A 21,940-nucleotide genomic window follows, 5' to 3' on the forward strand; every position below is an offset into this window, starting at 1 on the left:
ATGACTGCCGTTTCATTCTCTTCGCTGCTGGACTCCTGGGATCGCCAGCAGGCGGCCTACATCGCCGAACGGGAAGCGCGTTTTAACGCCCAGCTGGAGGTGCTGGCGCTGGCCGCCGGCCAGGATTTTCACGTGGTGGATCTGGCCTGCGGCCCGGGATCGCTGAGCCTGCGCATTTTGCAGCGCTTTCCGCAGGCCAGGGTGACCGCCATCGATCTCGATCCGCTGTTGCTGGCGGTGGCGCGCGGTGCGCTGGCGGAGTACGGCGATCGGATCCGCATTCTGCAGGCCGATCTGGCGGATCCGGCCTGTTTTGCCGCGCTGTCCGGCCCCGCGCCACAGGCGGCGGTATCCAGCACGGCGCTGCACTGGCTGATGCCCGAGCAGCAGCTGGCGCTGTACCGCAACGTTGCCGGGCTGCTGGCCGACGGCGGCGTGTTCCTGAACGCCGATCATCAGCGCTATGACCAGCGTCAGCCGCGGCTGAAAGCGTTGGCGGAGCGGCACGACGAGCAGACCCAACAGCGCGCCTGGGACAACGGCGTCGAGGATTGGGATCGCTGGTTTGCGGGCGCGCTGCAATCGCCGACGCTGGCCGCTTATCAGGCCGAGCGTGAAGCGCTGTTCGCCGGCCGCCCGGTGCCGCCGCCGACGCCGGTGGATTTCCAGCTCGCGGCGCTTAGACAAGCCGGTTTCAGCGAGGCGGGGACGGTGTGGCAGCTGTTGGACGACTATGTGATCGCAGGCTGGAAATAGCATGATCCGGCGGTTACTGCCCGGCCGTGAGGCCGGCTGGCTGCTGTTGCTGGCGGCGGCGTTGCCGCTGGCCCTGCTGGGCGCCACCTTGTCGGGGCCTGCGCCGATCGCGTGGCACGATACCTGGCGCATCGTATTCGGCGTCAGCGGCAGCGCGGCGACCGACGCCGAGGTGTATCAGCGCATCATCTGGTCGCTGCGGATGCCGCGCGCGCTGTTGGCGGCGCTGGCCGGCGCCGGGCTGGCGTTGGCGGGCACCGTGCTGCAGTCGCTGACCCGCAACCCGCTGGCCGATCCCTGGGTGCTGGGCATCTCCTCCGGCGCCGGCGTGGGGGCGGTAACGGTATTGGTATTGGGGCTGGGGGGCGGCCTGCTGTCGGTGTCCGGCGGCGCGTTTATCGGCGCGCTGGGAGCATTTGCGTTGGTGATGCTGCTGGCCGGGCGTTCGCTGCAGGGGGAGTCCACGCTGTTTATTCTGGCCGGGGTGGCGGTGACGCAGCTGCTTTCTGCGTTGACTTCGCTGATCACCCTCTGGCAGGCGGACGCCAACGCCACGCGCGGCGTGATGTTCTGGCTGCTGGGATCGTTCAGCGACGCGCGCTGGCCGCAGGTCGGGCTGTGCGGGCTGGCGCTGGCGGCGGCGCTGCTGCTTTGTTGGCTGCGGGCGGGTGAGCTGGACGCGCTGGCGTTCGGCGGCGTGACCGCCGCTTCGTTGGGGGTGGCGGTGGCTCCGCTGAAGCTGCTGCTGTATGTGGTGACCACCGCGCTGACGGCGGCGATCGTCGCGTTCAGCGGCGCGGTGGGATTTATCGGGCTGACGGTGCCGCATGTCGCCCGGCGGCTGGTCGGCTCGCGGCATCGGCTGCTGTTGCCGGCCAGCGCGCTGTGCGGCGCGCTGTTCGCCGTGGCGGCGGACACGCTGGCCAGAACGCTGTTTGCCCCGCGCGAGCTGCCGGTCGGCGTGCTGACGGCGCTGTTGGGGGTGCCGGTATTCCTGCTGTTGCTGTATCGGAAGGTCAATGCATGACGATTGAAAAAGCGCGATCCGGCCTGCGCGCCGAAGCGGTGAGCTGGCGAGCGGGCGAACGCACGGTGCTGGAAAATCTGGATTTCTGCGCCTTGCCCGGTGAGGTCACCGGCGTGCTCGGCGTCAACGGCAGCGGTAAATCCACGTTGCTCAAGCTGCTGGCCGGGTTGCAGCCTGCCGCCGGGGGCCACGTTTGGCTGGAAGGGCACGAAATTACTGCGTTTTCCGGGCGGGAGCGCGCCAGGCGCATCGCCTTTCTCGAGCAATCCGCCCCCGGCGCCTTCGCGCTGCCGGTGAAGGAGGCGGTGCTGCTGGGGCGCCTGGCCCATATCGGCCGCTGGCGCGGTTTCGGCCCCGAAGATCGCCGTCTCGCCGGGCAGGCGATGGAGCAAGTGGGCATCAGCCACCTGGCCGATCGCGATTGGCAGCGGCTGTCCGGCGGCGAACGGCAGCGGGTGCACCTGGCGCGCGCGTTGGCGCAGCAAACGCCGTGGCTGCTGCTGGATGAGCCCGCCAACCATCTGGATATCGCCCATCAGCAGCAGTTTATGGCCTTGCTGCGGCGGCTGAAGCTCAGCGTGGTGGTAACGCTGCACGATCTGAATCTGGCCGCCTGCTATTGCGATCGGGTGGCGCTGCTGCAGCGGGGCAGGGTCTGTGCGGCGGGTGCGCCGCGGCAGGCGCTGACGCCGGAGAACATTCGCGCGGTGTACGGGGTGGAGGCCCGGCTGGCGGCGCCCGCCGGCTATGCGCCGCCGCTGATCTATTACCCCGCACCGGCATGAGCCCGGTGGAAAGGGCACGTTTAGCCGATCACAATTTCGCCCCGCTGGCTAAAATAACTCCGGTTTTACCGATTTTTTTGGGTTAGAATAACCCGATATGCGGTGAAAGGCATTTGCCGCTCAATGGGCAGTTAAGCGAGGCTATCATGTTGGAATTATTGAAAAGTCTGTTGTTTGCCGTGGTCATGGTGCCGGTGGTCATGGCGCTGATCCTCGGCCTGATCTACGGTTTTGGCGAAGTGTTCAACGTCTTCTCCAAAGTGGGCCGTTCGAAAGAAAATCGCACCCAGCACTGACCGTTCCCCATCCTGATACCCGCCGGCATCGCCCGGCGGGCATTCCTCAAGTTATCTCACGCTTTGCCGATAAACCGCATGACAAGCTTTCGCGCAACGTTATATTATTTTTTATATAACGAAGAGTGATAATGCACGTTAACTTGCGGAGAAAAACAATGAAACAGCAATGGACCAAATGGGTTGGCGGGATCGTGTTGGCATCGGGCCTGGTGGCACAGGCTTCGGCGGCGGAAAAGATCACCGTGTTCGCCGCCGCGTCGCTGACCAACGCGCTGCAGGACATCGCCACCCAGTATCAAAAAGGCAAGGATGTGCAGGTGGTTTCCTCCTTTGCGTCTTCTTCGACGCTGGCACGCCAAATTGAGCAGGGCGCCCCGGCCGATCTGTTCATCTCCGCCGATCAACAGTGGATGGATTACGCCATCGACAAGCAGCAGATGGTGAAAGACACCCGCTATACGCTGCTGGGCAACGAACTGGTGCTGATCGCCGCCAAGAGCGATAAGCAAGATAAGATCGCCATCGACAAGCAGACCGACTGGACCAAGCTGCTCAACGGCGGCCGTCTGGCGGTGGGCGATCCGGATCACGTGCCGGCCGGCATCTACGCCAAAGAGGCGCTGGAACACCTGGGCGCCTGGAGCGCGCTGGAGCCGAAACTGGCGCGCGCCAACAACGTGCGCAGCGCGATGGCGCTGGTGGAGCGCGGTGAAGCGCCGCTCGGTATCGTCTACGGCTCCGACGCGGTTGCCAGCGACAAGGTGAAAGTGGTGGGCGTATTCCCGGAAGACAGCCACAAACCGGTTGAATATCCGATGGCGATTGTGAAAGATCGTCAAAATCCGACGGTCAGCGCTTTCTATACCTATCTGAAGGGCCCGGAAGCGGCCGCTATTTTTGAACATTATGGATTCACCCCGCGTAAATGATTCTGAGTGAGTACGAGTGGCAGGCGGTTGAGCTGAGCCTGAAAGTCTCCGGTTTGGCGGTGGTCTGCAGCCTGCCGTTCGGCATTCTGATGGCCTGGGTGCTGGTGCGTTGCCGCTTTCCCGGCAAGGCGCTGCTGGACGGCGTCATTCACCTGCCCCTGGTGCTGCCCCCGGTGGTGGTCGGCTATTTGCTGCTGATCGCCATGGGGCGGCGCGGCGTCATCGGCGAGTGGCTGTACGACTGGTTCGGCTTCAGCTTCAGCTTTAGCTGGCGCGGCGCCGCGCTGGCATCGGCGGTGGTGGCGTTTCCGCTGATGGTGCGCGCCATCCGGCTGGCGCTGGAGGCGGTGGATACCCGGCTGGAGCAGGCGGCGCGCACGCTGGGCGCCAACCCGTGGCGGGTGTTTTTCACCATCACGCTGCCGCTGTCGCTGCCCGGCGTCATTGTCGGCGTGGTGCTGGCCTTCGCCCGCTCGCTGGGGGAGTTTGGCGCCACCATCACCTTCGTCTCCAACATCCCCGGTGAAACCCGCACCATTCCGCTGGCGATGTATACGCTGATCGAAACGCCGGGGGCGGAAGCCGCCGCCGCGCGGCTGTGCGCGATCGCCATCGTGCTGTCGCTGGCTTCGCTGATGGTGTCCGAATGGCTGGCCCGCTGGGGCCGCAAACGGATGGGGGTGTAAATGCTGGAGCTGGATTTCTCGCAGCAGCTGGGCGACCTTAATCTCAACGTTCGCGCCGATTTGCCGGCGCAGGGCATCACCGCGATTTTCGGCCTGTCCGGCGCGGGCAAAACTTCCCTGATCAACGCCATCGGCGGCCTGACCCGTTTGCAGCAGGGGCGCATCGCGCTCAATGGCCGCACGCTGGTGGATACCGCCGCGGGCCTTTGCCTGCCGCCGGAAAAGCGCCGTATCGGCTACGTGTTTCAGGATGCACGGCTGTTCCCGCACTATCGGGTGCGCGGCAACCTGCAGTACGGCATGGCGGCCGGCATGCGCGCACAGTTCAACACTATCGTCGAGCTGCTGGGCATCGGGCCGTTGCTCAATCGGCTGCCGCTGACGCTCTCCGGCGGTGAAAAACAGCGGGTGGCGATCGGCCGCGCGCTGCTGACCGCGCCGGAACTGCTGCTGATGGACGAGCCGCTGGCCTCGCTCGATCTGCCGCGCAAACGCGAGCTGCTGCCGTATCTGGAGCGGTTGGCACAGGACGTCAACATCCCCATCCTCTACGTCAGCCACAGCCTGGACGAGATCCTGCGCCTGGCCGAGCAGGTGATGGTGCTGGATCGCGGCGAGGTGCGTGCGTTCGGCGGGCTGGAAGCCGTCTGGGCCAGCAGCGCGCTGCGGCCGTGGCTGCAGCGTGAAGATCAGAGCAGCGTGCTGCGCGTCAGCGTGATTGAGCATCATCAGCGCTATGCCATGACCGCGCTGGCGCTCGGCGATCAAAGGCTGTGGGTCAGCGGCATCGACGCCGAACTGGGCACCCAGCTGCGCATTCGCATCAACGCCGCCGACGTCTCGCTGGTGCTGCAGCCGCCGGTCAACAGCAGCATTCGCAACGTGTTGCCGGCCAAGGTAAGCGAGTGTCTGGACGTGGACGGGCAGGTGGAAGTGAAGCTGGCGGTCGGGGAACACGTGCTGTGGGCGCGGATCACGCCGTGGGCGCGAGACGAACTGGCGATCCGCCCTGGGCAGTGGCTGTACGCGCAGGTGAAGAGCGTGTCGATCAGCCGCGAGAGCCGCTAAGACAGGCCCTCCCGGCGGGAGGGCGAAAAGATTACAGTACGCGGGTGCGGATCACCTCGGCGATGCCCGGCTGCAGGTTATCGGCGATCACTAGATCGGCGCGTTCCTTGATCGCGTCATCGGCGTTGCCCATCGCCACGCCCAACCCGACCGCTTCCAGCATGCTGATGTCGTTGTAGTTGTCGCCGAATGCCACCACCTGATCCATGCTCAGCCCCTGCGACTCCACCCATTGGCGCAGGCGCTTGCCTTTGCTGTTGCCGCCTTTGGCGATATCCACCTGATCGTGCCAGGACCATTCGCATGCCAGCCCCAGCTCTTTCTCCACCGTGTCGGCAAACTCGCGCAGCGCCAGGGTATCGGCGTGCGAGGTGGCGAATTTCCAGATCGCCTGCGCGTCGTCGGCCGCCTGCGCCAGGCTGCCGACCTGCAGCAGCGTTGGGCGCTGCGCTACCGGCAGGGTTTCGGCCCAGGCCAGCGAGCGGGTCACGTGGCCGCTCGGCTCCTGGTAGAGCATGGCGTCGTCAACATACATCAGCCCGTGAATGTCGGTCTGTTTGAGCATCTGCAGCACCTGCTTGGCCTGATCTTTCGCCAGAGGATCGGCCGCCAGCACCTTCTTCTGCTGAAAATCATACAGGTAGGTGCCGTTGCAGCAGATGGCCGGGGTGTCTATCTGCAGCGCCTGGTAGAACGGATGGATGGCGACGTGGTGGCGGCCGGTGACCACCACCACCTGGATGCCGGCGGCGCGCGCCTGCGCCAGCGCTTCCAGCGACTGCGGTAAGATGCGTTTTTGGTTGTCCAGCAGGGTGCCGTCAAGATCGAGGGCGATGACGCGGTAGCTCATAGGGTTCTCGTTATCGTTAGCCATAAAATTAATCCGATGGTACACCGGATAGCCAACGGAGAAAACCGCGTGAGCTTCCGGTGCTAAGCGGGGTTGCCATGCGACGGATGTGCGGTAAGCTAGGGGCAATCGAACGGCCTGAAACCGGTTCCTCTTTTACCCTTTGCAAGGAGAACACATGAAGCAAATCGTTTATGTCGCCAGCCCGGAGAGCCAGCAGATCCACGTTTGGCAGTTGGACGATGCCGGCGCGCTGGCGCTGCTGCAAACCGTTGACGTGCCGGGCCAGGTGCAGCCGATGACCCTTCATCCGGACAAGACCCACCTGTACGTCGGCGTACGTCCGGCGTTCGGCATCGTCAGCTACCGCATCGAGGCGGACGGCACGCTGCAGCAGGCCGGCATGGCGCCGCTGCCGGGCAGCCCGACCCATATCTCCACCGATTTGCAGGGGCGTTACCTGTTCTCCGCCTCCTACAGCGGCAACTGCGCCAGCATCAGCCCGATCGGCCACGACGGCGTGGTGACGGCGCCTATTCAGCAGATCGACGGCCTGACCGCGCCGCACTCGGCGAACATCGATCCGACCAACCAGCTGGTGCTGGTGCCTTGCCTGAAAGAAGACCGCATCCGCCTGTTCAACCTGAGCCTGGCGGGCCAGCTGACGCCACACGCGCAGGAAGCGGTGGCGACCGCCGCCGGCGCCGGGCCGCGTCATATGGCGTTCCACCACAACGACAAGTTCGCCTACTGCGTCAATGAGCTGGACGGTACGGTGGACGTGCTGGCCATCTCGGAAAACGGCGGCCACTACACCGTGACGCAGACGCTGGACATCATGCCGGCCGACTTCGACGGCACCCGCTGGGCGGCGGACATTCATATCACGCCGAACGGCCGCTTCCTGTACACCAGCGATCGCACCGCCAGCATTCTGACCATCTTCAGCGTTTCCGAAGACGGCGGCACGCTGAGCGTGGTCGGCTATCACCCGACCGAAGCGCAGCCGCGCGGTTTCAATATCGATCACAGCGGCCGCTTCGTGATTTCGTCCGGCCAGAAATCCGATCACATCGCGGTGCATGAGATTGATCAGCGCAGCGGTGAGCTGACCACGCTGGCGCGTTATCCGGTGGGCAAAGGCCCGATGTGGGTGAGCGTGCTGGCGAAGTAATTCGGCGGTCAGACGAGTATGGAAAAAGCGCGGTTCGGTTGAATCGCGCTTTTTTATTGGCGGGGGATCAGTTGAACGTCACCGTCAGCGTGGCGCTGCCGAGGCTGTGGAAATGGACGTTAAAGCCCACCAGCGCGCCGCTGGATCCCCCATCCACTTCGATACGCTCCACGTCCAGCGCATGCACGGTGAACTGGTAGCGGTGGCTCTCGCCCTCTGGCGGCGCCGCGCCGCCGTAGCCAGCCGAGCCGAAGTCGGTGCGGGTCTGCAGTGCGCCGGCGGGCAGCGGCGCTTTGCCGGAGCCCGCGCCCTGCGGCAGCTCGCGCACGTCGGCGGGAATGTTGGCCACGATCCAGTGCCACCAGCCGGAGCCGGTCGGGGCATCGGGATCGTAAACGGCGATTACGAAGCTCTTGGTGCCGGCCGGCACGCCGTCCCAGGCCAGGTGGGGCGACAGGTTATCGCCGTGGTAGCCCATGCCGTTGAAGACCTGCGCCTGCGGCAGCTTGCCGCCGTCCTGCAGATCGTTGCTGTACAAACGAAAAGCCATAGTGACTCCCAGTTGTCGGTAAACGCGGACCCTTAAGCTAGATCGTTTCGCCGTGACAATACAAGTGGGATTGCCATTCGCCAACGGCGGCGCGGATCGGTTACCATGGCCGCATCTTCGTTCCTACAGACCGCCGGATAGCCAAACAACGCCACCATGATCTCACTGAAAAAACGCACGCCGTGGTTCGGCTGGCTGCGCCGTTGGGCCAAAAGCATCAAGCGCGATATTTACGCGCTGTGGCTGGCCGCCCGTGATAAGCGCACCCCGTGGTACGCCAAACTGATCGCGCTGCTGGTGGCCGGCTATGCGATCTCGCCGATCGATCTGATCCCGGACTTCATTCCGGTGCTGGGCTATCTGGATGACGTCATCATCGTGCCGTTGGGCATCATGCTGGCGGTGCGCCTGCTCCCCAAGCCGCTGATGGCCGAGCTGCGCGAGAAGGCGCAAAAGCGCGTCGATAACCCCACCGGCCGCATGGCGGCAGCGATGATCATTTTACTTTGGCTGCTGTGTCTGGGATTGCTGGCCCGCTATCTGGACCAGCATTGGTAAGGCATTAACGCGCGGCGGCGGCGACGGCGGCGGTCAGGCGGCTGAGCTGTTCCGCTTCGATGATGTAAGGCGGCATCAGGTAAATCAGCTTGCCGAACGGCCGGATCCACACCCCGCGTTCGACGAATCCGCGCTGCAGCTCGGCGACGTCCACCGGTTCACGCATCTCCACCACCCCAATCGCGCCCAGCACCCGCACGTCCGCCACCTTCGGCAGCGCCGCGAGCGGCAGCAGTTCCTGTTTCAGCTGGGCTTCGATGGCGCTCACCTGCGCCTGCCAGCGATTTTCCGCCAGCAGCGCCAGGCTGGCGTCCGCCACCGCGCAGGCCAGCGGGTTGCCCATAAAGGTTGGGCCGTGCATAAAGCAGCCGGCCGCGCCGTTGCTGATGGTCTTCGCCACGTGGCGGGTGGTCAGGGTGGCGGACAGCGTCATGTAGCCGCCGGTCAGCGCCTTGCCCAGGCAGAGAATGTCCGGCACCACCTGTGCGTGCTCGCAGGCGAACAGCTTGCCGGTGCGGCCGAAGCCGGTGGCGATTTCGTCGGCGATCAGCAGCACCTGATGGCGATCGCACAGCTCGCGCACCCGCTTGAGGTAGGTCGGGTGGTAGATACGCATGCCGCCGGCGCCTTGCACCACCGGTTCCAGGATCACCGCCGCCACTTCACCGGCGTGCTGCTCCAGCAGCGCGGCGAACGGCGCGATGTCCTCTTCGCGCCATTCCTCATCGAAGCGGCACTGCGGCGCGGTGGCGAACAGGTGCGGCGCCAGGTAGCCCTGATAGAGGCTGTGCATCGAGTTGTCCGGATCGCAGACCGACATCGCGCCGAAGGTATCGCCGTGATAGCCGTGGCGCAGCGTCAGGATGCGCTGCCGCCGCTCACCGCGCGCCTGCCAGTACTGCAGCGCCATCTTCAGCGACACTTCTACCGCCACCGAACCGGAATCCGCCAGGAACACGCACTGCAGCGCTTCCGGCGTCATCGCCACTAACCGGCGGCATAGCGAGATGGCGGCCGGATGGGTAATACCGCCGAACATCACGTGCGACATCTTCTCCAGCTGCCGGCTGGCGGCCTGATTCAGGTGCGGATGGTTGTAACCGTGGATCGCCGCCCACCAGGAGGACATACCGTCCACCAGACGCCGGCCGTCCGCCAGCTGCAGCTCGACGCCGCTGGCCGACTCGATCGGGTAACAGGGTAACGGGCGGCTCATGGAGGTGTAGGGGTGCCAGATATGACGTTGGTCAAACGCCAGGTCGGAAGCGGTGACAGACATACTTGTAAACCAAATTGAATTAAGATTGGTTGACAGTATATCCACAATATTTAAACTGGCGACACTTTTTCGTTTTGGAGACGCCATGATGGCCGATCGCATTCACTGGACAGTAGGGCAAGCCCAGGCCCTGTTTGATAAACCTCTGCTTGAACTGCTGTTCGAAGCGCAAACCGTACACCGCCAGCACTTTGACCCGCGTCAGGTGCAGGTCAGCACGCTGCTGTCGATCAAGACCGGCGCTTGCCCGGAAGACTGCAAATACTGCCCGCAAAGCTCGCGCTACAAGACCGGCCTGGAGTCGGAGCGGTTGATGCAGGTCGAACAGGTACTGGAATCGGCGCGCAAGGCCAAGGCAAACGGCTCGACCCGTTTTTGCATGGGCGCGGCGTGGAAGAACCCGCACGAGCGCGATATGCCTTATCTGCAGCAGATGGTGCAGGGCGTGAAAGCGATGGGCATGGAAACCTGCATGACGCTGGGCACGCTTGACGGCACTCAGGCCGAGCGGCTGGCGGAAGCCGGGTTGGATTATTACAACCATAACCTCGATACCTCGCCGGAGTTTTACGGCAGCATCATCACCACCCGCAGCTACCAGGAACGCCTGGATACGCTCGACAAAGTGCGCGACGCCGGCATCAAAGTATGCTCCGGCGGCATCGTCGGGCTGGGTGAAACGGTGCGCGACCGCGCCGGGCTGCTGGTGCAGTTGGCCAACCTGCCGAAGCCGCCGGAGAGCGTGCCGATCAACATGTTGGTGAAGGTAAAAGGCACGCCGCTGGCGGATAATGATGACGTCGATCCGTTCGACTTTATCCGCACCATCGCGGTGGCGCGCATCATGATGCCGTCTTCTTATGTCCGCCTCTCCGCCGGCCGTGAACAGATGAACGAACAGACACAGGCGATGTGCTTTATGGCCGGCGCCAACTCGATCTTCTACGGCTGCAAGCTGCTGACCACGCCGAACCCGGAAGAAGACAAAGACCTGCAGCTGTTCCGCAAGCTGGGGCTGAATCCGCAGCAGACCGCCACCGAACACGGCGACAACCAGCAACAGCAGGCGCTGGCTAAGCAGCTGCTGAACGCCGATACCGCCGAGTTTTACAACGCGGCGCCGTGATGAGCTGGCCACAACGCATCGAGCAGGCGCTGGCAGAACGGCACCTCAACGCCGCCTACCGTCGGCGACAGACCACCGAGGGCGGCAACGGCCGCCAGATCCGGCTCGGCGATCGTCTCTACCTGAACTTCTCCGGCAACGACTACCTGGGGCTGAGCCAGGATGCGCGGGTGATCGCTGCCTGGCAGCAGGGCGCGCAGCGTTACGGCGTCGGCAGCGGCGGGTCGGGCCATGTCACCGGTTTTTGCGCAGCGCATCAGGCGCTGGAGGAGCAACTGGCGGCGTGGCTCGGCTATCCGCGCGCGCTGCTGTTCATCTCCGGTTACGCCGCCAACCAGGCGGTGCTGGCGGCGTTGATGCAGAAAGGCGATCGCATTTTAGCCGATCGCCTCAGCCACGCCTCGCTGCTGGAGGCGGCGGCGCAGTCGCCGGCCGAGCTGCGCCGCTTCCAGCACAATCAGCCGCAGGCGCTGGCGGATCTGCTGGCCAAACCCTGTGAAGGGCAGCGGCTGGCGGTGACCGAAGGGGTGTTCAGCATGGACGGCGACGGCGCACCGTTGGCGGAACTGCATCGCTTAACCCGCGCGGCGGGCGCCTGGCTGATGGTGGACGATGCCCACGGCGTCGGCGTGCGCGGCGAGCAAGGCCGCGGCAGCTGCTGGCAGCAGGGCGTGCGCCCTGAACTGCTGGTGGCGACCTTCGGCAAGGCGTTCGGCGTCAGCGGCGCAGCGGTGCTGTGCGATGAGGCGACCGCCGAGTATCTGCTGCAGTTCGCCCGCCATCTGATCTACAGCACCGCGATGCCGCCGGCGCAGGCCTGTGCGCTGCAGGCGGCGCTGGCCTGCATTCGAGAGGGCGATGAACTGCGCGCCCGGCTGCAGGACAACATTCGGCGTTTCCGCCAGGGCGCGGCGCCGCTGGCGCTAACCCTGACGGATTCCGACACCGCCATCCAGCCGCTGCTGGTGGGGGACAATCAACGCGCGCTCGATCTGGCGACCCGCCTGCGCGAGCGCGGGCTGTGGGTGAGCGCCATCCGCCCACCGACGGTGCCGCCGGGCGGCGCGCGGCTGCGCATCACCCTGACGGCGGCGCATCAGCCGCAGGACATCGATCGCCTGCTGGAGGTATTGCATGACGTCAGCCAATGACGCGGTGAACAAACAGGCGGTCGCTTCGGCCTTCAGCCGCGCCGCCGGCAGCTACGACGCCGCCGCCGCGCTGCAGCGAGACGTTGGCGAGCGCTTACTGGGGATGGGGAGTGCCCATCCGGGCGAACGGCTGCTGGATGCCGGCTGCGGCACCGGCTATTTCAGCCGCCTGTGGCGCGAGCGCGGCAAGCAGGTGACCGCGCTCGATCTGGCGCCGGGCATGCTGGACGTTGCCCGTCAACGGCAGGCGGCGCACCATTATCTGCTGGGCGATATCGAACAGGTGCCGTTGCCCGATGCGGCGATGGACATCTGTTTCAGCAGCCTGGTGGTGCAATGGTGCAGCGATCTGCCCGCCGCGCTGGCGGAGCTGTATCGCGTGACCCGCCCCGGCGGCGCGATCCTGTTTTCCACGCTGGCGGCAGGATCGCTGCAGGAACTGGGGGACGCCTGGCAACAGGTGGATGGCGAGCGCCATGTGAACGCTTTCCTGCCGCTGGCGCAGATCCGCGCCGCCTGTGCTGACTATCGGCACGAGCTGGTCACGGAGCTGCGCACCTTGAACTACCCGGACGTGATGACGCTGATGCGTTCGCTCAAGGGTATCGGGGCCACGCACCTGCATCAGGGGCGCGAGGGCGGTCTGATGTCGCGCGGCCGTCTCGCCGCGTTGCAGGCGGCTTACCCGTGCCGGCAAGGGCAGTTCCCGCTCAGCTATCATCTGGTTTATGGAGTGATTTATCGTGATTAAACGTTGGTTCGTGACCGGCACCGACACCGAAGTCGGTAAAACCGTCGCCAGCAGCGCCTTGCTGCAGGCCGCCAACCGGGCGGGCTACCGCAGCGCCGGTTATAAGCCGGTGGCTTCCGGCAGCGAAATGACCGCCGAGGGGCTGCGCAACGGCGATGCGCTGGCGCTGCAGGCCAACAGCGGCGTGGCGCTCCGCTACGACGAAGTGAACCCTTACGTTTTTGCCGAACCGACCTCGCCGCATATCGTCAGCGCCGATGAAGGCCGGCCGATCGAGGCGGCGCAGCTGTCCGACGGCCTGCGCCGGTTGGAGCAGCGCGCCGACTGGGTGCTGGTCGAGGGCGCGGGCGGGTGGTTTACCCCGTTGTCGGCGCAGTACACCTTCGCCGATTGGGTGCAGCAGGAGCAACTGCCGGTGATCCTGGTGGTGGGCATTAAACTGGGCTGCATCAACCACGCGGTGCTGACGGCGCAGGCGGTGCAACAGGCGGGGCTGACGCTGGCCGGTTGGATCGCCAACGACGTGACGCCGCCGGGGCGGCGGCATCAGGAATACCTGGCCACGCTGCGCCGCATGCTGCCGGCGCCGCTGCTGGGCGAAATCCCGCACCTGCCGCAGGCCGAGCGGGCGCCGCTGGGGCAGTATCTGGATATCAGCCTGCTATAAACCCTCCATGAGGGAGGCTTTCTCCCTCATTCTCCTTCCTGGCGCGCCAGCCCGGCGCCGATCAACGCCTCATCCAGCTGCGCCAGCGCGCCGTGCGCCACCGTGCGCCCGCTGTCCAACAGGCAGAAGCGGTCCGCCACCCGGCGCACGAACGGCAGCTGATGCTCCACCAGTAAAATGGTCATGCCCAATTCGCGGTTGAGCCTGCGGATCACGTTGCCGATGTCGGCGGCGATCGAGGGGGGAACGCCCGCCGTCGGTTCGTCGAGGATCAGCAGCGCCGGCTCCTGGGCCAGCGCCCGGCCAATCGCCAGCTGGCGTTGGGTGCCCACGCAAAGATCGCCGGCGCGGCGCGCGCGCATCTGGCGCAAATGGGGAAACAGGCTGTAGATCAGCGGCGGAATGCGGCGAGGGGCGCCGCACCCGGCCATTTGCGCCACCTGCAGATTCTCCTCCACGCTCAGCTGCGAGAAGAGCTGCCGCCCCTGGGGCACGTGGCTGATGCCCAGCGCGGCGCGGCGCTCCATCGGCTGCAGCAACAGGTTTTGCGGCGGCTGATCCGCCGGCTGCCAGGTCATGCTGCCGCTCACCACCGGCACATGCCCCATGATGCAGTTGACCAGCGTGGTCTTGCCCACGCCGTTGCGGCCGAGCAGCACGGTGCACTGGCCGCGCGGCAGCTCCAGGTTGATGTCCCACAGGGTGTGGTTCTGCCCGTAAAATTGATTGACCGATCTCAGGCTCAGCATTTGGCATTCTCCTCATAGACGCCCGTTTCACTCGTTGGCGGGGACTGCAAAGGCCGCATGCGCGGCGAATTTCCCGAGTGTGGCAATGTCTGGAACAAAATGCCGTCCGTCTAATGAGCCAGAGCAAGGTCTGCGGTAGACGGAATGACAGTCAATATGTCGTTAAAAACGACGCTTGTGACGACTTGGTGTCGTTCTTGCGCTTTTACGGGCGATAGCGCCGCGGAGATTACGCGTCGCGGCAGGCAGCGCATCATGCTGCCGCACCGCGTTTATACGCAGGAAGATAAAGCAACTCTCAGGCCAGTTTTGCCGCCGGGTGAAAACGGGGATTGTTATCGCCTTGTTAACCACGCGTCAGGCCTGACAGGCGCTGCCGTGGCGGCCCGAAAATACGCGGGGAAGTTAACCCGGACGTTTTTTGCACTCTTGTGGTGCTCTTTGGTCAGGGCATGGTGCAAGGCGTTACGCTGCCGTCAAGAGCGATCCGCGTGAAAGGGGCCAATGCGATTTTGGCAATGGGGATTTTTAGTATTAATCGGCATAAACAAAGCGATATTTTTATGAAAAAATAACTAAAAAAGGCATTTTGGCGAGTGTAAAGGGCGAAAAGCTTTCTTTCTGTAACTCCCGCCCCGGGCGGGGCGGTGAGAGTTATCCACTATTCCTGTGGATAACCTTGTGTATTAGATTTAGAAAAACGCTGTAAAGCGAGAGCCGACGCGGGTTCTGTTCGCTTTGTCCGCATTCTCGTCTTTTTATTAATATTATTAAATATCAATAATTTAATTAAAATCAAGACGCAGGGGTATTGATCAGGCCTCTATGTATGATTTTTCGACGCGGTGCTATCAATAAGTTAATTCGCGGCAAGTTCTGGGGATAAATCTGTTATTGACAATAAAAATGTCACCGGGCTGTAACGCCACGGTGCAGCGGCGTTGCTGCGGCGTCGATCCCAGCGACGAATCCGCTTGAAGCTGGTTTTATATCCAGTATCATGGGCACTGGCGCAAATCGCCGACACTTTCCATAATTAGGGGCCATGCCCGGCGCAGAGCCGGCTGGCCGCCTGAGCGCGCGCATCTCCACAGGGTAGCCGAGCAATGAGTAAACTTTTCAAACTGCATTCAGAGTTCAGACCGGCCGGCGATCAGCCGGAAGCCATCCGCAAACTGGAAGAGGGGCTGGAAGACGGCCTGGCGCACCAGACGCTGCTGGGGGTCACCGGTTCGGGCAAGACATTCACCATCGCCAACGTGATAGCCGATCTGAATCGGCCGACCATGGTGCTGGCGCCGAACAAGACGCTGGCGGCGCAGCTGTACGGCGAGATGAAAGAGTTTTTCCCGGAGAATGCGGTGGAATACTTCGTCTCCTACTACGACTACTACCAGCCGGAAGCCTATGTGCCCAGCTCCGACACCTTCATTGAAAAAGACGCTTCGGTGAACGAGCACATCGAGCAGATGCGTCTTTCCGCCACCAAGGCGCTGCTGGAGCGGCGCGACGTGGTGGTGGTGGCGTCGGTGTCGGCGATCTACGGCCTGGGCGATCCGGATCTTTACCTGAAGATGATGCTGCACCTGACCCAGGGCATGATCATCGATCAACGATCCATTTTGCGCCGGCTGGCGGAGCTGCAGTACTCCCGCAACGATCAGGCCTTCCAGCGCGCTACCTTCCGCGTGCGCGGCGAGGTGATTGACATTTACCCGGCGGAGTCGGACGAGCTGGCGCTGCGCGTCGAGCTGTTCGACGATGAAGTGGAACGGCTGTCGCTGTTCGATCCGCTGACCGGGCAGATCGAGCAGGTGGTGCCGCGTTTTACCATCTACCCGAAATCGCACTACGTGACGCCGCGTGAGCGGATCATGCAGGCGATGGAAGAGATCAAGGTCGATCTGGCGGACCGCCGCAAGGTGCTGCTGGCCAACAACAAGCTGCTGGAAGAGCAGCGCCTGACGCAGCGAACCCAGTTCGATCTGGAGATGATGAACGAGCTGGGTTACTGCTCGGGCATCGAAAACTACTCGCGCTACCTGTCCGGGCGCGCCGAGGGCGAGCCGCCGCCGACGCTGTTCGACTACCTGCCGGCGGACGGCCTGCTGGTGGTCGACGAATCCCACGTCACCATTCCGCAGATCGGCGCGATGTTCAAGGGCGACCGCGCGCGTAAAGAAACGCTGGTGGAGTACGGCTTCCGCCTGCCGTCGGCGCTGGACAACCGCCCCTTGCGCTTCGAGGAGTTCGAGGCGCTGGCGCCGCAGACCATCTATGTCTCCGCGACGCCGGGCAAATATGAGCTGGAGAAATCCGGCGGCGATCTGATCGATCAGGTGGTGCGGCCGACCGGGCTGCTGGATCCGATCGTGGAGGTGCGGCCGGTCGCCACCCAGGTGGACGATCTGCTCTCCGAGATCCGCAAGCGCGCGGCGATCAACGAGCGCGTGCTGGTGACCACCCTGACCAAACGCATGGCGGAAGACCTGACCGAATACCTGGAAGAGCATGGCGAGCGCGTGCGCTACCTGCACTCGGACATCGATACCGTGGAACGGGTCGAAATCATCCGTGACCTGCGTCTGGGCGAGTTCGACGTGCTGGTGGGCATCAACCTGTTGCGTGAGGGGCTCGACATGCCTGAGGTGTCGCTGGTGGCGATTCTGGACGCCGACAAGGAAGGCTTCCTGCGTTCCGAGCGTTCGCTGATCCAGACCATCGGCCGCGCGGCGCGTAACCTGAACGGCAAGGCGATCCTGTATGGCGATCGCATCACCGATTCGATGGCCAAGGCGATCGGTGAAACCGAGCGGCGCCGCGCCAAGCAGCAGGCCTACAACGAAGCCAACGGCATCGTGCCGCAGGGGCTGAACAAGAAGATCGGCGATATTCTGCAGATCGGCCAGCCGGTCAACCGCGCCAAGAACAAAGGCAAGGGCAAGACGCTGGACGGCGGCGCTTCGCTTCAGAACCTCACGCCGAAAGCGCTGGATCAGAAAATCCGCGATCTGGAGGCGCAAATGTACACCCACGCGCAAAACCTGGAGTTCGAACAGGCCGCTGCGCTGCGCGACGAGATCCACCAGCTGCGCGAGCAGTTCATCGCGATTTCCTGACCGTTAGATGGCGCCCGCGCCGCGGGCGTCAAAATTCCTTGTCGGCCGCGCCAAAGCTGTTATGGTGTGCGGCCCGATTTGACCACGAAGAGTACCGAACATGAGCCAACACCAGTCCAAAGACCCGCTGCACGGCGTGACGCTGGAGCAACTGCTGACTAAACTGGTGGATCACTACGGTTGGTCCGAGCTGGGCGCGCGCATTCGCATCAACTGCTTCCGCAGCGATCCGAGCATCAAGTCCAGCCTGAAGTTTTTGCGTCGCACGCCCTGGGCGCGCAAAGAGGTGGAAGACCTGTATATCGATATGGTCAGCCATCCCGCCCCAGCCAGCGATAATCCCTGGCTGCGTGGGCGAGACGGTTAAATTCGATCAGCGGCGATCGGCCAGCGCCACCAGCGCCCGATCCAGCGCCTGGCGCAGCAGCTGGCGATCGTGGCGGTAGGGGATGTCGCTCGCTTCCAGCGGCTGTTGAATCACCACCCGATCCTGCACTTCACTGGCGTCCACCGCCGGGCCGACGATCAGCGCATCGATCATCCGGCGGCCAATCTTCTCTTCCATCAGCGTCAGCTTATCCTGTAGCGACAGCGCCGCGGCGGCCACGCTCAGCTCGCGGCCGAGGTTGCCGATATAGATCATGCTGGCGCTGCTGCGACGCAGCGCCTGGGTGAGATCGTCCAGCAGCAGCAGCGGCATCAGGCTGGTGAGGAAACTGCCCGGCCCGATCAGGATCACGTCGGCCTGTGCGATGGCGTCCAGCGCTTCGCGCGTGGCGTTGACCGGCGGTGACAGCATCAGCTCCTGCGGCATATGGGTCAGCTGGTCGACATTCACTTCACCGTAAACGTGATTGCCTTCGTGATCGTGCGCCATCAAATCCACCGGCTGTTCCGACATCGGGATCAGCGCCGCGTCCACCTTCAGCAGGCTGCGTACCAGGTTGATCGCTTCCAGCGGGCGCACGCTCAGGTGATCCAACGCTTTCAGCATCAGGTTGCCGAGGTTGTGGCCGGCCAGCTCACCGTTGCCGCTGAAGCGGTACTCGAACATCGCCGAGGCGACGCTCGGTTCGGTGATCAGCTGGTTGAGACAGTTACGGGTATCGCCCCAGGCAATGCCGCCTTCCGAACGGCGGATACGGCCGGTGGAACCGCCGTTGTCGGTGGTGGTGACGATGCCGGTCAGGCGGGAGCCTAAGGACGACAGGGCCGACATCACACGGCCCAGACCGTGTCCGCCGCCTAACGCCACCACGCGGTCGAGATCGGCCAGGGTACGATTACGCATAAATTTCCTTACAAAGGGGCTGAACTGCCCGCATAAGGTAGCGGATCCGGCATAAAAACGCGATAAGAGTGTCATTTGCGTGATTCCGGTCAATTCGTCCGCGCAAGTGATGTTTATCATGGTTTACCCGAATACGCGGCGTCTAAAAACGCTGTATAGACAATTATATAGCGAATTTACGCGTTGGCTATCGTTGCCGATTAGCGCTAGAATTCTGCTGAAAACCACGGTTTCGTTCCGGCTACTCAAGGTAGCGGGAAGAGAAATCAAACTCCTAGCCCCTGCGCCTACGTTGTTCATCCGGAACGATATGGCGCCTGGGCCGTGGCGAAGTCAGCCACCAGGGTGCAGAGGGGAAACGCTCGCATCTCCCGACTTTGGAAAGGTGTTATGGTGCCGCAACTCATTGATGCTTATGAGCGCAAGTTCTATTACCTGCGCTTGTCGATCACCGACGTGTGCAACTTTCGTTGCACCTATTGTCTGCCCGACGGCTACAAGCCGAGCGGCAGCCCGAAAAGCTTCCTGTCGCTGGATGAAATCCGCCGCGTCAGCCGCGCGTTCGCCGAACTGGGCACCGAAAAGGTGCGCCTGACCGGCGGCGAGCCTTCGCTGCGCCGCGATTTTACCGAGATCATCGCCGCCGTGCGGGAAAACCCGGCCATCCGTACCCTGGCGGTCACCACCAACGGCTACCGTCTGGCGCGCGACGTCGCCGCCTGGCGTGACGCCGGTCTGACGGCGATTAACGTCAGCGTCGACAGCCTGGATCCCCGCCAGTTTCACGCCATCACCGGTCAGGACAAGTTCCGCCAGGTGATGGACGGCATCGACGCCGCCTTCAGCGCCGGTTTCAGCAAGGTTAAGGTCAACGCGGTGCTGATGCGCGACGTTAACCACCAGCAGCTCGGCGCCTTTCTCGCCTGGATCAAAGACCGGCCTATCCAGCTGCGTTTTATCGAACTGATGGAAACCGGCGAGGGCGGCGAGCTGTTTCGCAAACACCACGTTTCCGGCGAAGTGATTCGCCGGCAGCTGGAGCAGCAGGGCTGGCAGCGCCAGGCGCGCGGCCGCAGCGACGGCCCGGCGCAGGTGTTCAGCCACCCGGACTACCAGGGTGAGGTGGGTCTTATCATGCCTTATGAGAAAGACTTCTGCGCCAGCTGCAACCGGCTGCGCGTTTCTTCCATCGGCAATCTGCACCTGTGCCTGTTCGGCGAGCAGGGGGTGCCCCTGCGCGATCTGCTGGCGGACGACGGCCAGCTCGACGCGCTGAAGGCGCGCATCCAGAGCGGGCTGCTGAGCAAGAAGCAGACCCATTTCCTGCATCAGGGCAACAGCGGGATCACCCAGAACCTGTCGTTTATCGGCGGCTGACAGCCAATAGGAGCCTATTGAACCATGAGCCATGCGAGCAGCGAGTTTATTCCGGCGCATATCGCCATCCTGACCGTGTCCGACAGCCGCGGCGCGGCGGAAGACACCTCCGGCCAATATCTGCAGGACGCGGCGCAGGAAGCCGGTCATCAGGTGGTGGATCGCGCCATCGTCAAAGATGACATTTACCAGATCCGCGCGCGGGTTTCCGCCTGGATCGCCGATGACAACGTGCAGGCGGTGCTGATCACCGGCGGCACCGGTTTTACCGCCCGCGACAACACGCCGGAAGCGCTGCTGCCGCTGTTCGACAGAGAGGTGGAAGGGTTCGGTGAACTGTTCCGCATGGTGTCGTACGAAGAGATCGGCACCGCGACGATCCAGTCGCGCGCGCTGGCCGGCCTGGCCAACCGCACGGTGATCTTCGCCATGCCGGGCTCCACCCGCGCCTGCCGCACCGCCTGGGAGCGGATTATCGAAGAGCAGTTGGACGCGCGCCATCGCCCGTGCAACTTCCAGCCCCATTTGAAGAAGCCCTGAGTCATGACACAGCTAACCCACATTAACGCCGCCGGCGAAGCCCATATGGTTGACGTTTCCGCCAAGGCCGAAACGGTGCGCGAGGCGCGCGCCGAAGCCTTCGTCGAGATGCTGCCCGCCACGCTGGCGATGATCGTCGACGGCAGCCATCACAAGGGCGACGTGTTCGCCACGGCGCGCATCGCCGGCATTCAGGCGGCCAAACGCACCTGGGAGCTGATCCCGCTGTGCCACCCGCTGATGCTGAGCAAGGTCGAAGTACAGCTGGAGGCGCAAACGCAGCACAACCGGGTGCGCATCGAAACCTGCTGCCGGCTGACCGGCAAAACCGGCGTCGAGATGGAGGCGTTGACCGCCGCCTCGGTGGCGGCATTGACCATCTACGACATGTGCAAAGCGGTACAGAAAGACATGGTGATCGGCCCGGTGCGCCTGCTGGCGAAAAGCGGTGGCAAATCCGGCGATTTTAAGGTGAACGTATGATCGATATTCTTTTCTTCGCGCAGGTGCGCGAACTGGTGGGCACCGGTGGCCTGTCGATGCCGGCGGATTACCCGACCGTCGAGGCGCTGCGCCAGGCGCTGTGCGCGCGCGGCGATCGCTGGGCGCTGGCGCTGGAGTCCGGCAAGCTGTTGGCGGCGGTCAATCAGTCGCTGGTGGCGGCGGACCATCCGCTGCGCCCTGGCGATGAAGTGGCCTTCTTCCCGCCGGTCACCGGGGGGTAAGCATGGAAAATACCCGCATTCGCGTGGGCGAGGCGCCGTTCAACGTCGGCGACGAGTACCAGTGGCTGGCGCAGTGCGACGCCGATGGCGCGGTGGTGACCTTCACCGGCAAGGTGCGCAACCATAATCTGGGTGACGACGTCAGCGCGCTGACGCTGGAACATTACCCCGGCATGACCGAGAAGGCGCTGGCGGAGATCGTGGCCGAGGCGCGCAGCCGTTGGCCGCTGCAGCGGGTGACGGTGATCCACCGCGTCGGCGCGCTGTATCCCGGCGACGAGATCGTGTTCGTCGGCGTGACCGGCGCGCACCGCAGCATGGCGTTCGCCGCCAGCGAGTTCATCATGGACTACCTGAAGACCCGCGCGCCGTTCTGGAAGCGCGAAGCGACAGGCCAGGGCGATCGTTGGGTGGACGCCCGCGACAGCGATCGCGAGGCCGCACAGCGCTGGCACGACGCGGCTAAATAACGCGTCAACAGCG

25 protein-coding genes and 1 riboswitch are annotated in these 21,940 nt (G+C 63.8%); of the genes, 20 read left to right on the plus strand and 5 right to left on the minus strand.

The window, feature by feature from the left end; genetic code table 11:
- The 7 genes from ACJ8QI_RS02290 (at window position 1) to modC (ending at window position 5,550) form a co-directional block, all read left to right on the plus strand.
- Window positions 1–756, plus strand: a complete 756-nt coding sequence (locus ACJ8QI_RS02290; RefSeq protein ID WP_060440495.1) for a class I SAM-dependent methyltransferase — start codon at window positions 1–3, stop codon at window positions 754–756.
- A gap of 1 nt (window position 757) precedes the next feature.
- Window positions 758–1,783 carry a FecCD family ABC transporter permease gene (locus tag ACJ8QI_RS02295; protein ID WP_442532011.1) on the plus strand — a complete coding sequence of 342 codons (1,026 nt, stop codon included), beginning with the start codon at window positions 758–760 and terminating at the stop codon, window positions 1,781–1,783.
- Window positions 1,780–2,568, plus strand: coding sequence for an ABC transporter ATP-binding protein (locus ACJ8QI_RS02300; protein WP_064290327.1), 789 nt, complete (start codon window positions 1,780–1,782; stop codon window positions 2,566–2,568). Before ACJ8QI_RS02295 ends, ACJ8QI_RS02300 begins: the two co-directional genes overlap by 4 nt.
- 146 nt (window positions 2,569–2,714) lie before the next feature.
- A complete protein-coding gene (locus tag ACJ8QI_RS02305) occupies window positions 2,715–2,864 on the plus strand; it encodes an AcrZ family multidrug efflux pump-associated protein (RefSeq protein ID WP_004939813.1) in 150 nt (49 codons plus the stop codon).
- Between the two features lie 158 nt (window positions 2,865–3,022).
- On the plus strand, window positions 3,023–3,796 hold the full coding sequence (gene modA / locus ACJ8QI_RS02310; RefSeq protein WP_038870956.1) for a molybdate ABC transporter substrate-binding protein: 774 nt from the start codon (window positions 3,023–3,025) through the stop codon (window positions 3,794–3,796).
- Complete coding sequence (gene modB, locus ACJ8QI_RS02315; protein WP_019454005.1) at window positions 3,793–4,482, plus strand: molybdate ABC transporter permease subunit; 690 nt, start codon at window positions 3,793–3,795, stop codon at window positions 4,480–4,482. Before modA ends, modB begins: the two co-directional genes overlap by 4 nt.
- Window positions 4,483–5,550, plus strand: coding sequence for a molybdenum ABC transporter ATP-binding protein ModC (gene modC / locus ACJ8QI_RS02320; RefSeq protein ID WP_016928697.1), 1,068 nt, complete (start codon window positions 4,483–4,485; stop codon window positions 5,548–5,550). It abuts the gene before it with no gap.
- 31 nt (window positions 5,551–5,581) lie between these two features.
- On the opposite strand, the gene ACJ8QI_RS02325 is transcribed toward modC, so the two are convergent.
- Complete coding sequence (locus ACJ8QI_RS02325; RefSeq protein ID WP_047728435.1) at window positions 5,582–6,400, minus strand: pyridoxal phosphatase; 819 nt, start codon at window positions 6,398–6,400, stop codon at window positions 5,582–5,584.
- 178 nt (window positions 6,401–6,578) lie between these two features.
- Here ACJ8QI_RS02325 and pgl point away from each other — a divergent pair, with 178 nt between their 5' ends.
- Window positions 6,579–7,574 carry a 6-phosphogluconolactonase gene (gene pgl / locus ACJ8QI_RS02330; RefSeq protein ID WP_060423698.1) on the plus strand — a complete coding sequence of 332 codons (996 nt, stop codon included), beginning with the start codon at window positions 6,579–6,581 and terminating at the stop codon, window positions 7,572–7,574.
- 67 nt (window positions 7,575–7,641) lie between these two features.
- Here pgl and ACJ8QI_RS02335 read toward each other — a convergent pair whose 3' ends face one another.
- Window positions 7,642–8,124, minus strand: coding sequence for a kinase inhibitor (locus ACJ8QI_RS02335; RefSeq protein WP_442532012.1), 483 nt, complete (start codon window positions 8,122–8,124; stop codon window positions 7,642–7,644).
- Window positions 8,125–8,280: 156 nt separating this feature from the next.
- Between ACJ8QI_RS02335 and ACJ8QI_RS02340 the strand changes: the two genes are divergently transcribed.
- Window positions 8,281–8,682: a YkvA family protein gene (locus tag ACJ8QI_RS02340; RefSeq protein ID WP_442532013.1), complete on the plus strand. Its 402-nt coding sequence runs from the start codon at window positions 8,281–8,283 to the stop codon at window positions 8,680–8,682.
- A gap of 4 nt (window positions 8,683–8,686) precedes the next feature.
- Here the strand turns inward: ACJ8QI_RS02340 and bioA are convergent, their stop codons facing one another.
- A complete protein-coding gene (gene bioA / locus ACJ8QI_RS02345; RefSeq protein ID WP_442532014.1) occupies window positions 8,687–9,961 on the minus strand; it encodes an adenosylmethionine--8-amino-7-oxononanoate transaminase in 1,275 nt (424 codons plus the stop codon).
- 88 nt (window positions 9,962–10,049) lie between these two features.
- Between bioA and bioB the strand changes: the two genes are divergently transcribed.
- The 4 genes from bioB to bioD are packed head-to-tail and all read left to right on the plus strand — an operon-like array spanning window position 10,050 to window position 13,656.
- Window positions 10,050–11,087: a biotin synthase BioB gene (gene bioB, locus ACJ8QI_RS02350; RefSeq protein ID WP_038870977.1), complete on the plus strand. Its 1,038-nt coding sequence runs from the start codon at window positions 10,050–10,052 to the stop codon at window positions 11,085–11,087.
- Entirely contained in the window at window positions 11,087–12,238 is a 1,152-nt protein-coding gene (gene bioF / locus ACJ8QI_RS02355) for an 8-amino-7-oxononanoate synthase (RefSeq protein WP_442532015.1), read from the plus strand. Before bioB ends, bioF begins: the two co-directional genes overlap by 1 nt.
- Entirely contained in the window at window positions 12,222–12,989 is a 768-nt protein-coding gene (gene bioC / locus ACJ8QI_RS02360) for a malonyl-ACP O-methyltransferase BioC (RefSeq protein ID WP_047728418.1), read from the plus strand. The genes bioF and bioC overlap by 17 nt, the downstream gene beginning before the upstream one ends.
- Window positions 12,982–13,656: a dethiobiotin synthase gene (bioD, locus tag ACJ8QI_RS02365; RefSeq protein ID WP_049201157.1), complete on the plus strand. Its 675-nt coding sequence runs from the start codon at window positions 12,982–12,984 to the stop codon at window positions 13,654–13,656. Before bioC ends, bioD begins: the two co-directional genes overlap by 8 nt.
- A gap of 26 nt (window positions 13,657–13,682) precedes the next feature.
- Here bioD and ACJ8QI_RS02370 read toward each other — a convergent pair whose 3' ends face one another.
- Window positions 13,683–14,405 (minus strand): ATP-binding cassette domain-containing protein, encoded by a 723-nt coding sequence (locus tag ACJ8QI_RS02370; RefSeq protein WP_442532016.1) that lies wholly within the window; start codon window positions 14,403–14,405, stop codon window positions 13,683–13,685.
- Between the two features lie 1,106 nt (window positions 14,406–15,511).
- On the opposite strand from ACJ8QI_RS02370, the gene uvrB reads away from it, so the two are divergent.
- The gene (gene uvrB, locus ACJ8QI_RS02375) at window positions 15,512–17,524 is read left to right on the plus strand and encodes an excinuclease ABC subunit UvrB (RefSeq protein WP_442532017.1); all 2,013 of its coding nucleotides are present in this window, start codon (window positions 15,512–15,514) and stop codon (window positions 17,522–17,524) included.
- 100 nt (window positions 17,525–17,624) lie between these two features.
- Window positions 17,625–17,891 carry a VF530 family DNA-binding protein gene (locus tag ACJ8QI_RS02380; RefSeq protein ID WP_049201151.1) on the plus strand — a complete coding sequence of 89 codons (267 nt, stop codon included), beginning with the start codon at window positions 17,625–17,627 and terminating at the stop codon, window positions 17,889–17,891.
- Window positions 17,892–17,897: 6 nt separating this feature from the next.
- On the opposite strand, the gene yvcK is transcribed toward ACJ8QI_RS02380, so the two are convergent.
- A complete protein-coding gene (gene yvcK / locus ACJ8QI_RS02385; RefSeq protein ID WP_060420927.1) occupies window positions 17,898–18,815 on the minus strand; it encodes a uridine diphosphate-N-acetylglucosamine-binding protein YvcK in 918 nt (305 codons plus the stop codon).
- A gap of 259 nt (window positions 18,816–19,074) precedes the next feature.
- A riboswitch (molybdenum cofactor riboswitch) is annotated at window positions 19,075–19,219 on the plus strand.
- On the opposite strand from yvcK, the gene moaA reads away from it, so the two are divergent.
- From moaA to moaE, 5 genes are all read left to right on the plus strand, one after another.
- Window positions 19,206–20,192, plus strand: coding sequence for a GTP 3',8-cyclase MoaA (moaA, locus tag ACJ8QI_RS02390; protein ID WP_004939778.1), 987 nt, complete (start codon window positions 19,206–19,208; stop codon window positions 20,190–20,192). Its footprint overlaps the riboswitch before it by 14 nt.
- A 24-nt stretch (window positions 20,193–20,216) precedes the next feature.
- Window positions 20,217–20,732: a molybdenum cofactor biosynthesis protein B gene (gene moaB / locus ACJ8QI_RS02395; RefSeq protein WP_025301928.1), complete on the plus strand. Its 516-nt coding sequence runs from the start codon at window positions 20,217–20,219 to the stop codon at window positions 20,730–20,732.
- A gap of 3 nt (window positions 20,733–20,735) precedes the next feature.
- Window positions 20,736–21,215: a cyclic pyranopterin monophosphate synthase MoaC gene (moaC, locus tag ACJ8QI_RS02400; RefSeq protein WP_049201144.1), complete on the plus strand. Its 480-nt coding sequence runs from the start codon at window positions 20,736–20,738 to the stop codon at window positions 21,213–21,215.
- Complete coding sequence (moaD, locus tag ACJ8QI_RS02405) at window positions 21,212–21,457, plus strand: molybdopterin synthase sulfur carrier subunit (RefSeq protein ID WP_141958379.1); 246 nt, start codon at window positions 21,212–21,214, stop codon at window positions 21,455–21,457. The genes moaC and moaD overlap by 4 nt, the downstream gene beginning before the upstream one ends.
- A gap of 2 nt (window positions 21,458–21,459) precedes the next feature.
- On the plus strand, window positions 21,460–21,927 hold the full coding sequence (moaE, locus tag ACJ8QI_RS02410; RefSeq protein ID WP_004939764.1) for a molybdopterin synthase catalytic subunit MoaE: 468 nt from the start codon (window positions 21,460–21,462) through the stop codon (window positions 21,925–21,927).
- Window positions 21,928–21,940 lie beyond the last annotated feature (13 nt).

Origin of the sequence: Serratia sp. CY84636 (assembly GCF_052166245.1) — a bacterium.
Lineage (GTDB): Bacteria > Pseudomonadota > Gammaproteobacteria > Enterobacterales > Enterobacteriaceae > Serratia > Serratia nevei.